We start from the raw sequence: 12,805 nt of genomic DNA, 5'->3' as shown, positions 1-12,805 counted from the left end.
TTCTCGCAATAAGCCGGTGTTGGCTTTCGCGGCTCGCGGCTAGTCGGCGTAGATCATCTTCTTGGTCATCCCTCCATCGACGCTGATGTGCTGGCCGGTGATGAAGCCCGCCTTGTCGCTGGCGAGAAAGGCCACCGTGGCGGCGACGTCGGCCGGTTCGCCGATCCGCCCGACCGGATGCTGATCGCGGTCGATATCGCGATGTTCCGGATCGTGGCGCTGACCGGCCTTCTGCCACGGGCCGGTCTCGATCCAGCCGGGGCAGATGGCGTTGACCCGAATGTCCGGTCCCAGGCTGATGGCCAGGGCATGGGTCATCGACAGCAGCCCGCCCTTGGCGGCGGCGTAGGATTCGCAGTGCGGCTCCGACTGCAGCGCGCGAGTGGAGGCGATATTGACGATGGCGCCGCCGCGTCGGCGCAGTCCCGGAACGGCGGCGCGCGTGCACAGGAAAGCCCCGGTCAGGTGGCTCTCCTGCCATCGCCGCCAGTCCTCGAGTGCCAGCTCTTCGATCGGACCGCAGACCGGGTCGGAAATGCCGGCGTTGTTGACCAGCAGGTCCACGCCGGTGGATTGATCGTTCTCCAGTTGCCAATCCGACAAGTGGTGGAAGGCTTCCTTGACCTGCAGCTCGTCGCCGACGTTCACCACCATGGCCAGCAGCGTGGCCTCGGGATAGGTCGCGTCGAGCTCTGCCACCGCTTCTGGATCGCGATCCAGCGCGGCAACTCGCCAGCCGTCCTTGAGCAGTAATTTCACCGTGGCGAGCCCGATACCCTGGGCACCGCCGGTAATGATGGCGAGGGGAGTGGTCATGATCGAAATTCCTTTTCTGGCGGCGTCGAGCCGCGGTTCCCTGTCGTGCACGGTGCCATCGAATCCGGCAGTCGTCTTCATTGTCCGGAGTCGCTATCGGCGATAAGTTTCCAGCGAAGCTAGGTTTTCAGCCAACCTAGATTTCAAGCGGGCCTAGGTTTCCAGCAAGAACGTCACCGGCCCGTCGTTGATGAGCGCGACCTGCATGTTCGCGCCGAAACGTCCGGTCGCCGTGTCGGGCCAGGACTGGCGAGCCTGTGCGACCAGATGATCGAACAGGGCGCGGCCGTGTTCCGGGGGCGCGGCGCTCGAGAAGCTCGGGCGTAGCCCCTTGTCGGTCGCGGCCACCAGGGTGAACTGGGAGACCAGCAGCAGTCCGCCACCGACCTGCTGCAGATTACGATTCATGCGGCCTTCTTCATCGGCAAATACGCGATAGTTCAGTAGCTTGTGCAGCAGACGATCGGCATGCGCCGGGGTGTCGTCGGCGGCCACGCCGATGAGTGCCAGCAAGCCCTGATCGATCTGACCGAGGAGCTCGCCGTCGACACTGACCGAGGCCTGGCTGACGCGCTGGATCAGGGCTCGCATGACGCTGTGGCCTCCCTCGGGGCAGTGATGGATAGTTGCAACGAAGACTAACACGCTGGGCCAAGGACGAAATGATCGAGATCAATAGCGGGCAAAGCATTATTGAAAAGCGCCGCGAATAGAACGTATGTTTATGTTACCGGCGCCACGTGGCTCGCTGCTGTGTTCGGTGTGCTCCAGCAAGAAAGAGGCTGAATCAGCAGATCGAGTACGCCGTGCAACGGCGATTGTCATGATGCAATAAAGCCTTTGACGCCCGGCGCTTGGGAGGTGCTACTATCCAGATAGACCCCGCTATCACGAATTGTCATGTTTTTGGCCAATCGAATCATGACAATATCGACGCGACCCAGCCAGACGGCCGTGACGACACCGGCGGCCATGACGACAACAGATAGGGCACCGCCACCGATAATTCGATTCAATCGTCGACCTGCCGACGCGGGTCCGAACCTTGCAGACGGAGATTTTGAACGATGCGACATAACATCAATAAAGACGTCACGACTCAGCGCAAGAGCGTTACCACCCTCGGTAGAAGCGTTACCACGTTGATCGCCGGTTCCGTCCTGTCCTGCCTGGCGGTCGGCGTGGCGCAGGCCGCTTCGCTCCAGGAAATCAAGGATTCCGGCTCGGTCAAGATCGCCGTCGCCAATGAAATCCCCTACGGCTACATGGACATGAGCGGTGAAGCCAAGGGCGCGGGCCCCGATGTCATCCGCCATATCATGAACGAGATGGGCGTCGACGACATCGAGTGGGTCACCACCAACTTTAGCTCGCTGATTCCGGGGCTGCAGGCGAATCGATTCGATATCGCCGCGGCCGAGATGGCCGTGCTGCCGGATCGCTGCCAGCAGGTGATCTACTCCGAGCCCAACTCTTCCTATGGCGAAGGCCTGCTGGTCAAGCAAGGCAACCCAAAGGATCTGCACGCGTTCAGCGACTTCGTCGACGGCGACGGCAAGATCGCGATCATGGCCGGGGCCGATCAGCTCGACATGCTGCAGGCGCTCGGTGTTCCCCAGGACAACATGGTCACCATCTCCAGCAATGCCGATGCGATCTCGACCGTATCGACCGGCCGGGCCGACGCCTACGCCGCGACCAGCCTGACGGTCAGCGAACTGGCCGGAAAGAGCGACGATGTCGAGCCGGCCGGTGAGTTCAAGGATCCGGTTATCGATGGCGAAGAGGTACGTAGCTGGGGTGCTTTTGCCTTCAACAGCGACAACACCGAGCTACGTGACGCGGTCAACGAAGCGCTGGAGAAGTACAAGCAGTCCGACGACTGGAGCAAGACGCTGATGGGCTACGGCTTCAGCCAGGCCGATGTCGACGGCTCCAGCCATCACACCACCAAGGAACTCTGCACCGCGGACTCCTGAGCGTTTTCACAGCCAGGCCTGTGAGCTCGATCTGATCGCGGACGTCTGATCGATGGCCATGGCGAAAGCCCTGGTCATCGCCATGAAGCATCCGCGACGTCATCGAACGGTGCCGATATAGTCGGCGCCGTTCGTCAGGTCGTGTCCGAACCCGTTACTGCGGAGTCTTCCCGATGGAATGGACGAGCTATCTCGCCCCTCTGGCTCAGGGCGCATGGGTGACCGCGCAGCTCACGGTCTACTCGACGATCCTGGGCGGTCTGTTTGCCTTCGCGTTCGGTCTCGGCAAGCTTTCCCACAACCCCTTGCTCAAGGGGTTCAGCGTTGCCTATATCGAGATCTTTCGCGGTACATCGTTGCTGGTGCAGCTGTTCTGGATCTACTTCGCGCTACCTATCCTGGGACAGGCGATCGGTCTCGATCTGCGCTTCCCGCCAGTGGCAGCCGGGGTGGCCGCGCTGGCACTGAATATCGGCGCCTACGGGGCCGAGGTCGTGCGTGGCGCGGTGCAGGCGGTACCCAGGGAGCAGTACGAAGCGGCGACTGCGCTCAATTTTACCGGGCGCAAGCGGCTGTGGCGGATCACGCTGCCCCAGGCAATTCCCGAAATGATGCCGACCTTCGGCAATCTCGCGGTTCAGAATCTCAAGGATACCGCGCTGGTATCGCTCATTTCGCTGGGCGACATGGCCTTTCGTGCCGAGCAGATTCGTAACTTCACCCAGGATAGCGTGACCGTCTATACGCTGGTGCTGTTCATGTATTTCGGCATGGCGCTGGTGGTCACTGCGTGCATGAAACTGCTGGAACGCTACGTTGGCCGCTGGCGCGCGGCGGGGAGATAACGCATGTTTTTCGGCATCGAATGGGATACCAGCAGCCAGTGGGCTTTCGCGGTTTCGATCTTTCCGATTCTGCTGCATGGCCTGGTGATAACACTGGAGGCCACCGTCGTCGGCTTCTTCATTGCGCTCGCGTTGGGGTTGGTGCTGGCGGCGCTGAAAAGTGCGCCGACACGCTTCATCCGCTGGCCAGCCAAGCTGTTGACGGAGTTCATCCGCGACACGCCGCTGCTGATCCAGCTGTTCTTTCTGTTCTACGTTCTGCCCGAGTTCGGGCTGACGCTGCCGGCCTTTCTGACCGGCGCCCTGGCATTAGGCGTGCAGTACAGTGCCTACACCTCGGAAGTCTATCGTGGCGGCCTCGAAGCGGTGGCCAGCGGTCAAAGGGAAGCGGCGCGGGCGCTGAATCTGGCACCGGCCAGAACCTTTACTCACATCATTTTGCCGCAGGCGATTCCGCGCATCATTCCGGCGCTGGGTAATTACCTGGTGTCAATCATGAAGGATGTGCCGGTGCTCGGCGTGGTTACCGTGCTGGAAATGCTCGGCGTGGCTCGGATCATCGGCGACCGTACCGGCGGTTATCTGATTCCGCTGACGATGGTTGGCGGAATCTATCTGATCCTGACGATCATCGCTTCTCTGGGTGTGCGCTACCTGGATACCCATCTGCCCAAACGAGGCCTGTCTCTCAAATGAACAATGCCACGGAAATTCGCGACGCCACGGAAAGCAGCGACCCGATCATCAAATTCGACAAGGTCGTCAAACGTTTCGGCGACCACGTGGTACTCGACGAACTCGACTTCGAGGTTCAGCGCGGCGAAAAGGTCACCATCATCGGCCCATCCGGCTCCGGCAAGTCGACCGTGCTGCGGGTCCTGATGACGCTGGAACCCATCAACGATGGCGTCGTCTATGTCGGCGGCGAGCCGCTGTGGCATCAGCGCCGCGGCGACGAGCTGATTCCCGCTGGCGAGCCACATCTGCGCGAGATGCGCAGCCATATGGGCATGGTCTTCCAGCAGTTCAATCTGTTTCCGCACATGACCGTGCTGCGCAATCTGACCGAAGCGCCCGTGCAGGTGCTCGGCATCAACAAGGCGGAAGCCAAGAAGCGTGGCATGGAACTGCTGGAGATGGTGGGCCTCACCGATCAGGCCGACAAGTATCCGCACCAGCTCTCCGGCGGGCAGCAGCAGCGGGTGGGGATTGCCCGTGCGCTGGCGATGCGACCCAAGGTCATGCTGTTCGACGAGCCGACATCGGCGCTGGATCCGGAACTGGTCGGCGAGGTGCTGAACGTGATCCGCTCCCTGGCCGACGAGCACGATCTGACCATGCTGCTGGTGACCCACGAGATGCACTTCGCGCGTCAGGTTTCCGACCGGATCTGCTTCTTCGATCAGGGCCGGATCAAGGAGCAGGGCAAGCCCGAGGATATCTTCACCGCGCCGAAAGAGGAGCGCACCAAGGCTTTCCTCAAGGCCGTGCTCGACCCGGACGATTGAGCATCGGTGTCGCGGGCTGAAGGCGTCAGCGTCTGGCGCGCCGCCGAGCGGCCTCGCGGCGCCGATCCAGCCATTCCATCGACAGACCCGATGTCATGCCGTGGAAGAGTATCGACACGAGCACGATGAAACTGACCAGAGTCCAGGCGCTGTCGATCTCGCCGAATGTCTGCTGATTGGTGGCGTAGGCGAGATAGTAGAAAGACCCCACGCCACGGATGCCGAACAGGCTGACGACCGCTCTCTCCCGCGATTTCATTCGTGAGCCGATCAGCCCGATCATGCCGGCGAGCGGTCGGACGATGAACAGAATCGCCAGGCCGACGCCGGCCATGGGCCAGGTCAGCCCGTCGAGCACAGGGCCGACGAGCGCGCCGCCGAACATCACAAGCAGCATCATCATCAGCAGCCGCTCGATCTCCTCGGTGAAGTCGTGCAGGCGGATGTGATAGTCGTGGACCTCCTCCTGGGTACTCCGCAAGGCAAGCGCACCGACGAACACGGCGATGAAACCGTAGCCGTGAATTGCCTCGGCACCGGCGTAGGTCACGAAGGTGCCGCCCAGCGCCACGAAGCCCTGACCGGTGCTGGCCAGCGACAGGCGTCCCGAGTGGAACATGAACATCGCCAGTAGCCAGCCGAGTAGCCAGCCGGCGCCGGCGCCGGCAAGGATGCGCCAGAGCACGTCCACCGTGAACCAGTGCCAGGTCCAGTCGCCAAGCGTGAGGCCGTGAGTGGCAAGGGCGAGGGCAAGATAGGTGAACGGAAAGGCGAGACCGTCGTTGAGTCCGGCTTCCGAGGTCAGGCTGCGGCGCACGCCGTCGCTGGTGCCGGAGCGCGGCGGCCCGACCTGAACGTCGGCGGCCAGCACCGGATCCGTCGGCGCGATCACCGCGCCCAGCAGCACCGCTGTTGCCCAGGGGAATCCCAATGCCAGGGCGCAGAGCATCGCAGTGGCGGCGATGGTCAACGGCATGGTAATGCTGAGCAGACGGCTGGTGTCGGCCCAGAAGCGCCACTTGAGAGGATCGTCGATCCGTAGACCCGCCCCTGCCAATGAAATGATGACAGTGAGCTCGGTCAGTATCTCGGTGATCTGCGGGTAGTTGCGAGGCTGCAGTCCTTTCTCATTGATCAAGGCAAAGAAGAGCGCGCCGATGGCGATACAGATGATTGGTAGCGACAGTGGCAGTCGTTTGATCAGCACCGGCACCCAGGCGACCAGCAACATCAGGATGCCAAAGCCGCCAAGAAATATGATGTGGGGGTCCATTCAGGCAACGATCTCCCTAGGTGATCGCTCGGGGATCCATTCCCGAGTCTTGGTCGAGCGCGACGGCAAGTTACCATCATCCGTTGCGAATGAGGCCGCCATGCGCTTCGGAAGAGATAGCGTAGAGGGTATTGGGCGATCTGCCCGGAGAAATTCACTTCATCCAGCGCGATGCGCTACCACCAGCGGTGAAAATGGTGCGGCGGCCCCTTTCCTTGGCCGACGTTCAAACGCCCGCTGGCTTGCAGAGCCTGGTGCAGCCACTGCTTGGCCGCGTCGATGGCGCCCTCGACGCCGCTATCGCCGGGGGGCAGATGGGCGAGGCGGGCGGCAATCGCCGACGACAGCGCGCAGCCGGCCCCATGGAGATTACGGGTCGTCAGACGCGGCGCCTCCAGCCAGCGTTGGCCGTCCGGCATCCACAGCAGATCGGGGCAGTGCGCTGAAGGCAGATGGCCGCCTTTCAGCAGACCATAACGCGAGCCCAGAGCGACCAGCCCCTCGATCATCATCTCCATCGCCTGCGGCGTCCGTGGTACATCGGCGCCGAGCAGCGCCGCAGCCTCCGGCAGGTTGGGTGTGATGACATCGGCGAGCGGCACCAGGACTTCTCTTACCGCCAGCAGGCCGGCGTCGTCCACCAGCCGGTCACCGCTCTTGGCGACCATCACCGGATCGAGCACGATCCAGCGTGGCCGGCGCCTGCCCAGTGCCTCGGCAATCGTCTCCGCGACCTCGCGACTGCTGACCATGCCGATCTTGACCGCATCGAGGGCGACGTCGTCGAGCAGGTTGTCGAGCTGGGCGCGGATCATCCGGGCCGACACCGGCTCCACCGTCTGGACACCGCGGGTGTTCTGGGCGATCACGGCGGTAATCACGTTGGTGGCGTAGGCGCCGTGGGCGGAGAGCGTCTTGATATCGGCCTGCAGGCCCGCGCCCCCGGAAGGGTCCGAGCCGGCGATCGTCAAGACATTGGGAATCGGGTGAGAAAGCATGTGCTGAACATTGCAAGGGGTGTCAGAATGGCTAGCCTAATGTAAAGGCCTACATTTGCCTAATGGCAGCACCGTCCTACGGTCTATAAATTGGCGCCCCGGGGACAGTCAGAAGTTTACGTAGATGACGGAGCCCGGCGTTGTCCGCCTCGAAGAAGGGCTATCCGATTGATAGCGGAGCCGCGATGGGACGATTAGCAGGCTTGTTACCACGTCGTTGTCGTGTAAAATCGTAAACTTACGAACCTGTCAGTTTCGACCCGCGTCGTCGCACGTCGAGGTTCCGTTACTTCCGCGAGGGAACGCATGTCCGATCAGGCCTCTGGATGGATTGCCAGCTACTGGGCTACCGGGTTGTTCGTGGTGGCTGTCGTGGCACTCTGCGGGCTGATGATCGGGGCTGCCAGCCTGCTGGGCGGTCGTAGCCACGGCCGCAGCAAATCTCTTCCTTTCGAATCCGGTATCGTTGGTGCCGGGTCCGCGCGGCAACGCTTTTCGGTCAAGTTCTACCTCGTTGCCATGCTTTTCGTGATATTCGATATCGAAGCCGTTTACCTGTTCGGCTGGGCCGTCTCCGTGCGCGAGGTGGGCTGGACGGGATTCGCGGCAGCGGCTGTCTTCATCTTCATTCTGTTGGCCGGCCTGATCTACGACGCACGCGTCGGCGCCCTCGACTGGGCGCCGCGCAAGCGTGGACACGAAAACGCGCCGAGAGCGCGAGAACTGGCCGCCGTACCTGGCGTCGATCGCCAGGTCCGCCGAGAAGAGAAAACGCGTTGAGCCGGGCATCAATGATCGCCCCGGCGATCGCGATAAAGATAATGATGGGAGTCTGGCGCCCGTGACTGACCAGTGCTTCCGCGACCGTTTTCCTATCTGGTTTGTTGAGGCTCACTATGCAGTACACCCTGACCCGCGCGGAGGGAGACGATTCCGCGGCTGATCGCTATCCTCTCGGCCAACGCGAGCTTGTCGATGATCCGATGAAGCAGCAGGTTCATCGCAATGTGTTCATGGGCAAGCTCGAGGACGTGCTTCACTCTGCGGTGAACTGGGGGCGCAAGAACTCCTTGTGGCCGTACAACTTCGGTCTTTCCTGCTGCTATGTGGAGATGACCACCGCGTTCACTGCCCCGCACGATGTCGCGCGCTTCGGCGCGGAGGTCATTCGCGCCTCTCCGCGGCAGGCCGATTTCATGGTCATCGCCGGTACCTGCTTCGTCAAGATGGCGCCCGTCATCCAGCAGCTCTACGACCAGATGCTCGAACCCAAGTGGGTGATCTCGATGGGTTCGTGCGCCAACTCCGGCGGCATGTACGATATCTACTCGGTGGTTCAGGGCGTCGACAAGTTTCTGCCGGTGGACGTTTACGTACCCGGCTGCCCGCCGCGTCCCGAGGCATTTCTTCAAGGTCTCCAGCTGCTCCAGGAGTCGATTCAGGAAGAGCGCCGCCCGCTCTCCTGGGTGGTCGGCGATCAGGGTGTCTACCGCGCCGAGATGCCGTCTCAGCGCGAAAAGCATCGCGATCGACGGATTGCGGTCAAGGAGCTGCGCACCCCGGATGGCATCTAGTGCGATCGGTCTTCTCGATCGTACCTGCCATGGATTCTTGTGGTCGTTTTCGACCATTGATTTTTGCACCGGGGGCCGCCAGCCATGACCGCAGCCGATGATTCTCGAAACGAGAACACGATGACTTCCAGCGCTTCCGACACCGCCGGCCATGACGACGTGGTGGCGGAACTGGCGCGACATTTCGGGGCGGCCGCTTTCACCCCGCAGGACACGATGACCGCCATGCCGGTGATCTGGGTCGCGCGCGAGCAGCTGCGCGACGTTCTCGTCTACCTGCGCAAGCTGTCGGCACCGTTCTCGATGCTCTATGACCTGAGCGCCGTCGACGAGCGTCTGCGCACTCACCGCCGCGGATTGCCGCCGTCCGATTTCACCGTTTTCTACCAGTTGCTGTCGGTAGAGCGGAACGCCGATCTGATGATCAAGGTCGCGTTGCACGAACGTGATCTTTCGCTGCCCTCGATCAGCGATATCTTCGTCAACGCTAACTGGTACGAGCGCGAAGTGTTCGACCTGTTCGGGATCGACTTTGCCGGTCATCCCCATCTGACCCGGATCATGATGCCGCCGACCTGGACCGGTCATCCGCTGCGCAAGGATTACTCCGCCCGTGCCACCGAGTTCGACCCCTACACGCTGACCGTGAAGGGCCAGGAGGTCGAGCAGGAAGCGCTGCGTTTCGATCCCGAAGCGTGGGGCATGAAGCGCGAGGGCGAAGAGACCGAGTTCATGTTTCTCAACCTCGGTCCCAACCACCCCTCGGCCCACGGCGCTTTCCGACTCGTGCTCCAGCTCGACGGTGAAGAGGTGGTCGACTGCGTGCCGGACATCGGCTATCACCATCGCGGCGCCGAGAAGATGGCCGAACGCCAGTCCTGGCACAGCTTCATTCCCTACACGGATCGGATCGACTACACCGGCGGGGTGATGAACAACCTGCCTTACGTGCTGGCGGTGGAAAAACTGGCCGGCATTACCGTCACCGATCGCGCCAAGACGATTCGGGTGATGATGGCGGAAATGTTCCGCATCAACAGCCACCTGCTGTTTCTGGGTACCTATCTGCAGGATCTGGGCGCGATGACGCCGGTGTTCTTCACGTTCACCGATCGTCAGAAAGCCTACGAGGTGATCGAGGCGATCACCGGTTTCCGTATGCACCCGGCGTGGTATCGCATCGGCGGCACCGCCCACGACCTGCCCACCGGCTGGGATAAGCTTGTCCAGGGCTTCGTCAACTGGATGCCCAAGCGCCTCGCCGAGTACGAGAAGGCGATGATGGACAACGCCATCGTTCGCGACCGCACCAAGTTCGTCGCGGCCTTCGACACCCAGCAGGCACTCGACTGGGGCGTGACCGGCCCCAACCTGCGCGCCACCGGGCTCGATTTCGACCTGCGCAAGAAGCGGCCCTATTCCGGCTACGAGAACTTCGATTTCGAGATCCCCACGGCGGTCAACGGCGACGCCTTCGATCGCGGCATGCTGCGCATCGAGGAGATGCGCCAGAGCGTGCGGATCCTCCAGCAGTGCATCGACCACATGCCGGCAGGCGACTACAAGGCCGACCACCCGCTGACCACGCCGCCGCCGCGGGAAAAGATGCTGCAGCATATCGAGACTCTGATCACTCACTTCCTGCAGGTTTCGTGGGGACCGGTGCTGCCGGCCGCCGAATCGATGCAGATGATCGAGGCGACCAAGGGTATCAATAGTTACTACCTGACCAGCGACGGCAGCACCATGAGCTACCGCACGCGCATTCGCACGCCCAGCTTTCCGCATCTGCAGCAGATCCCCGCCGTGATGCGCGGCGGCTTCGTGCCGGATCTGATCGCGCACCTGGGCAGCATCGACTTCGTCATGGCCGATGTGGACCGATGAGGATGGTTGAGATGGGACGACCGACATGACTAGCACGACGACTAGTACTAACACGACGACTAGTACCAACACGATGACTAGCACCGCCACGACTAGCACCATCGCCAGCGACGGCTTCACGCTCGACCCCGCCGATCGCGAGGCGATCCTCGAGGAGCGTGCGCACTATCCTTATCCGCAGGCGGCGAGCATCGAGGCGCTGAAGATCGTCCAGAAGCGCCACGGACACGTGCCGGACGGTGCGATTCCGGCAATTGCCGAGACGCTGGGCATCGGGGTCGCCGACGTCGAGGGCGTGGCGACGTTCTACAGCCTGATCTTCCGCCAGCCGGTCGGCCGACACGTCATTCTGATCTGTGACAGCAGCTCGTGCTTCCTGACCGACTACGAGGAACTGCGCGACGCCTTTATCGCGCACCTGGGCATCCAGATAGGCCAGACCACGGCGGACGGGCGTTTCACGCTGCTGCCGGTGTGCTGTCTGGGGGCCTGCGACCGCGGCCCGACGATTCTGATCGGCGAGGATCTGCACGGCCCGGTCGCCCCGGACGAGATTCCCCGACTGCTGGAGGCATACGCATGAGCCGCATTCTGCAATCCGCCAGCGAGCGCCGTGCCGAGACCCATCCGTTGACCTGGCGTCTGCACGACGATCAGTCGCCGGTGCTGCTGGACGAATATTGTCGCACCCAGGGCTATGAAGCGGTCACCAAGGCGCTCGAGCAGTACACCTACGAGACGCTGACCGAAGAGGTCAAGACCGCCAATCTGCGCGGTCGCGGCGGCGCCGGGTTCTCGGCCGGGTTCAAGTGGAGCCTGACGATGAAGGGCGACGACGTGCCTCGCGGCTATATCGTTTGCAACGCCGACGAGATGGAGCCGGGCACGTTCAAGGATCGACTGCTGATGGAGCAGCAGCCGCACCTGCTGATCGAGGGCATGATCATCGCCGGTTTCGCCAATCGCTCGAAGCAGGGGTATATCTTCCTGCGCGGGGAATATCATCGCGCCGCCGCCTCGATCCAGCGCGCGCTCGCTGACGCTCGCGCCGAGGGCTGGCTGGGCCCCGACGTGCGCGGTAGCGGCTGGGACTTCGATATCGCCCTGCACACCGGTGCCGGTCGCTATATTTGCGGCGAAGAAACCGCACTGATCAACTCGCTCGAAGGCAAGCGCGCCAACCCGCGGGCCAAACCGCCGTTTCCCGGCCAGTCCGGTGCCTGGGGGCTGCCGACGGTGGTCAACAACGTCGAGACGCTGTGCAACGTGCCGGGCATCGTCAACAACGGCGCCGACTGGTTCCAGGCGCTCTCCGGCGATCTCAGCAGCGACGGCGGCACCAAGCTCTACGGCGTTTCCGGCAAGGTCAACAATCCTGGCCTGTGGGAATTGCCGATGGGCACCACCGGCAACCGGATCATCGAACTCGCCGGCGGCATGCGCGATGGCCTGACGCTCAAGAGCTGGCTACCCGGCGGCGGCAGTACCGGTTTTCTGCTGCCGGAACATCTCGAGTTGGCGCTCGATTTCGACACCATCGGCAAGACCGGCAGCCGTATGGGCACCGGGCTTCTCACCGTGGTTGCCGACAGCCAGAGCATGGTGTCGCTGACCCGCAATCTCGAGGAGTTCTTCTCCCGCGAGTCCTGTGGCTGGTGCACGCCTTGCCGCGACGGCCTGCCGTGGAGCGTGAAGCTGCTGCGCGCGCTGGAGGCCGGCGAGGGCGAGCCCGGCGATATCGAACTGCTCGAACAGATGGCCCGCGATCTTGGCCCGGGCAAGACCTTCTGCGCGCATGCGCCGGGGGCGGCGATGCCGCTGGCATCCGCAATCCACTATTTCCGTGACGAGTTCGAGCGCGGCGTTACCCGGCCCAAGGGTAAGGCGCACGCGGACCCGATCCCGGTCGGCAGCGTGTAGGAGGA

Annotated in this window: 14 protein-coding genes; 9 read left to right on the top strand and 5 right to left on the bottom strand. The window is 62.6% G+C overall.

Annotated elements, in window-relative coordinates; translation table 11 throughout:
• Positions 1-39: 39 nt before the first annotated feature.
• The 3 genes from DOM58_RS12890 to DOM58_RS17495 all read right to left on the bottom strand — a co-directional run bounded on the left by DOM58_RS12890 (position 40) and on the right by DOM58_RS17495 (position 1,832).
• Complete coding sequence (locus DOM58_RS12890) at positions 40-816, bottom strand: SDR family NAD(P)-dependent oxidoreductase (RefSeq protein WP_110693190.1); 777 nt, start codon at positions 814-816, stop codon at positions 40-42.
• Between the two features lie 153 nt (positions 817-969).
• On the bottom strand, positions 970-1,407 hold the full coding sequence (dtd, locus tag DOM58_RS12885) for a D-aminoacyl-tRNA deacylase (protein WP_110693173.1): 438 nt from the start codon (positions 1,405-1,407) through the stop codon (positions 970-972).
• Between the two features lie 230 nt (positions 1,408-1,637).
• A complete protein-coding gene (locus tag DOM58_RS17495) occupies positions 1,638-1,832 on the bottom strand; it encodes a hypothetical protein (protein WP_157957541.1) in 195 nt (64 codons plus the stop codon).
• A gap of 51 nt (positions 1,833-1,883) precedes the next feature.
• Between DOM58_RS17495 and ehuB the strand changes: the two genes are divergently transcribed.
• The 4 genes from ehuB (at position 1,884) to ehuA (ending at position 5,148) form a co-directional block, all read left to right on the top strand.
• Entirely contained in the window at positions 1,884-2,795 is a 912-nt protein-coding gene (gene ehuB, locus DOM58_RS12880) for an ectoine/hydroxyectoine ABC transporter substrate-binding protein EhuB (protein ID WP_083627891.1), read from the top strand.
• A gap of 173 nt (positions 2,796-2,968) precedes the next feature.
• Positions 2,969-3,640: an ectoine/hydroxyectoine ABC transporter permease subunit EhuC gene (gene ehuC, locus DOM58_RS12875; protein WP_075563187.1), complete on the top strand. Its 672-nt coding sequence runs from the start codon at positions 2,969-2,971 to the stop codon at positions 3,638-3,640.
• A 3-nt stretch (positions 3,641-3,643) separates the two neighbouring features.
• Positions 3,644-4,336, top strand: a complete 693-nt coding sequence (gene ehuD / locus DOM58_RS12870; RefSeq protein WP_110654565.1) for an ectoine/hydroxyectoine ABC transporter permease subunit EhuD — start codon at positions 3,644-3,646, stop codon at positions 4,334-4,336.
• Positions 4,333-5,148: an ectoine/hydroxyectoine ABC transporter ATP-binding protein EhuA gene (gene ehuA, locus DOM58_RS12865; RefSeq protein ID WP_110693172.1), complete on the top strand. Its 816-nt coding sequence runs from the start codon at positions 4,333-4,335 to the stop codon at positions 5,146-5,148. Before ehuD ends, ehuA begins: the two co-directional genes overlap by 4 nt.
• 25 nt (positions 5,149-5,173) lie before the next feature.
• Here ehuA and DOM58_RS12860 read toward each other — a convergent pair whose 3' ends face one another.
• Positions 5,174-6,421, bottom strand: a complete 1,248-nt coding sequence (locus DOM58_RS12860; RefSeq protein ID WP_075563190.1) for a cation:proton antiporter — start codon at positions 6,419-6,421, stop codon at positions 5,174-5,176.
• 176 nt (positions 6,422-6,597) lie between these two features.
• Positions 6,598-7,419: a bifunctional hydroxymethylpyrimidine kinase/phosphomethylpyrimidine kinase gene (gene thiD / locus DOM58_RS12855; RefSeq protein ID WP_110693171.1), complete on the bottom strand. Its 822-nt coding sequence runs from the start codon at positions 7,417-7,419 to the stop codon at positions 6,598-6,600.
• 306 nt (positions 7,420-7,725) lie between these two features.
• Between thiD and ndhC the strand changes: the two genes are divergently transcribed.
• From ndhC to nuoF, 5 genes are all read left to right on the top strand, one after another.
• On the top strand, positions 7,726-8,199 hold the full coding sequence (gene ndhC, locus DOM58_RS12850; RefSeq protein ID WP_075563192.1) for an NADH-quinone oxidoreductase subunit A: 474 nt from the start codon (positions 7,726-7,728) through the stop codon (positions 8,197-8,199).
• Positions 8,200-8,315: 116 nt separating this feature from the next.
• Complete coding sequence (locus DOM58_RS12845) at positions 8,316-8,993, top strand: NuoB/complex I 20 kDa subunit family protein (RefSeq protein ID WP_075563193.1); 678 nt, start codon at positions 8,316-8,318, stop codon at positions 8,991-8,993.
• A gap of 120 nt (positions 8,994-9,113) precedes the next feature.
• Complete coding sequence (gene nuoC, locus DOM58_RS12840; protein WP_110693170.1) at positions 9,114-10,880, top strand: NADH-quinone oxidoreductase subunit C/D; 1,767 nt, start codon at positions 9,114-9,116, stop codon at positions 10,878-10,880.
• Positions 10,881-10,953: 73 nt separating this feature from the next.
• Positions 10,954-11,463 (top strand): NADH-quinone oxidoreductase subunit NuoE, encoded by a 510-nt coding sequence (gene nuoE, locus DOM58_RS12835; protein ID WP_223162181.1) that lies wholly within the window; start codon positions 10,954-10,956, stop codon positions 11,461-11,463.
• Positions 11,460-12,800 carry an NADH-quinone oxidoreductase subunit NuoF gene (gene nuoF, locus DOM58_RS12830; RefSeq protein WP_110693168.1) on the top strand — a complete coding sequence of 447 codons (1,341 nt, stop codon included), beginning with the start codon at positions 11,460-11,462 and terminating at the stop codon, positions 12,798-12,800. The genes nuoE and nuoF overlap by 4 nt, the downstream gene beginning before the upstream one ends.
• Positions 12,801-12,805: the final 5 nt, after the last annotated feature.

This window comes from Salinicola halophyticus (assembly GCF_003206695.1).
In the GTDB taxonomy this organism is placed as follows: domain Bacteria; phylum Pseudomonadota; class Gammaproteobacteria; order Pseudomonadales; family Halomonadaceae; genus Salinicola; species Salinicola halophyticus.
Note: the sequence above shows the minus strand (reverse complement) of the source record. Positions and strands in the feature narration are given on the sequence as shown.

Bases quoted from the DNA above. Each gene is read 5' to 3' on its own strand.
- DOM58_RS12890 (WP_110693190.1), bottom strand. From the start codon at position 816: ATGACCACTCCCCTCGCCATCATTACCGGCGGTGCCCAGGGTATCGGG.
- dtd (WP_110693173.1), bottom strand. From the start codon at position 1,407: ATGCGAGCCCTGATCCAGCGCGTCAGCCAGGCCTCGGTCAGTGTCGAC.
- ehuB (WP_083627891.1), top strand. From the start codon at position 1,884: ATGCGACATAACATCAATAAAGACGTCACGACTCAGCGCAAGAGCGTT.
- ehuC (WP_075563187.1), top strand. From the start codon at position 2,969: ATGGAATGGACGAGCTATCTCGCCCCTCTGGCTCAGGGCGCATGGGTG.
- ehuD (WP_110654565.1), top strand. From the start codon at position 3,644: ATGTTTTTCGGCATCGAATGGGATACCAGCAGCCAGTGGGCTTTCGCG.
- ehuA (WP_110693172.1), top strand. From the start codon at position 4,333: ATGAACAATGCCACGGAAATTCGCGACGCCACGGAAAGCAGCGACCCG.
- DOM58_RS12860 (WP_075563190.1), bottom strand. From the start codon at position 6,421: ATGGACCCCCACATCATATTTCTTGGCGGCTTTGGCATCCTGATGTTG.
- thiD (WP_110693171.1), bottom strand. From the start codon at position 7,419: ATGCTTTCTCACCCGATTCCCAATGTCTTGACGATCGCCGGCTCGGAC.
- ndhC (WP_075563192.1), top strand. From the start codon at position 7,726: ATGTCCGATCAGGCCTCTGGATGGATTGCCAGCTACTGGGCTACCGGG.
- DOM58_RS12845 (WP_075563193.1), top strand. From the start codon at position 8,316: ATGCAGTACACCCTGACCCGCGCGGAGGGAGACGATTCCGCGGCTGAT.
- nuoC (WP_110693170.1), top strand. From the start codon at position 9,114: ATGACTTCCAGCGCTTCCGACACCGCCGGCCATGACGACGTGGTGGCG.
- nuoE (WP_223162181.1), top strand. From the start codon at position 10,954: ATGACTAGCACCGCCACGACTAGCACCATCGCCAGCGACGGCTTCACG.
- nuoF (WP_110693168.1), top strand. From the start codon at position 11,460: ATGAGCCGCATTCTGCAATCCGCCAGCGAGCGCCGTGCCGAGACCCAT.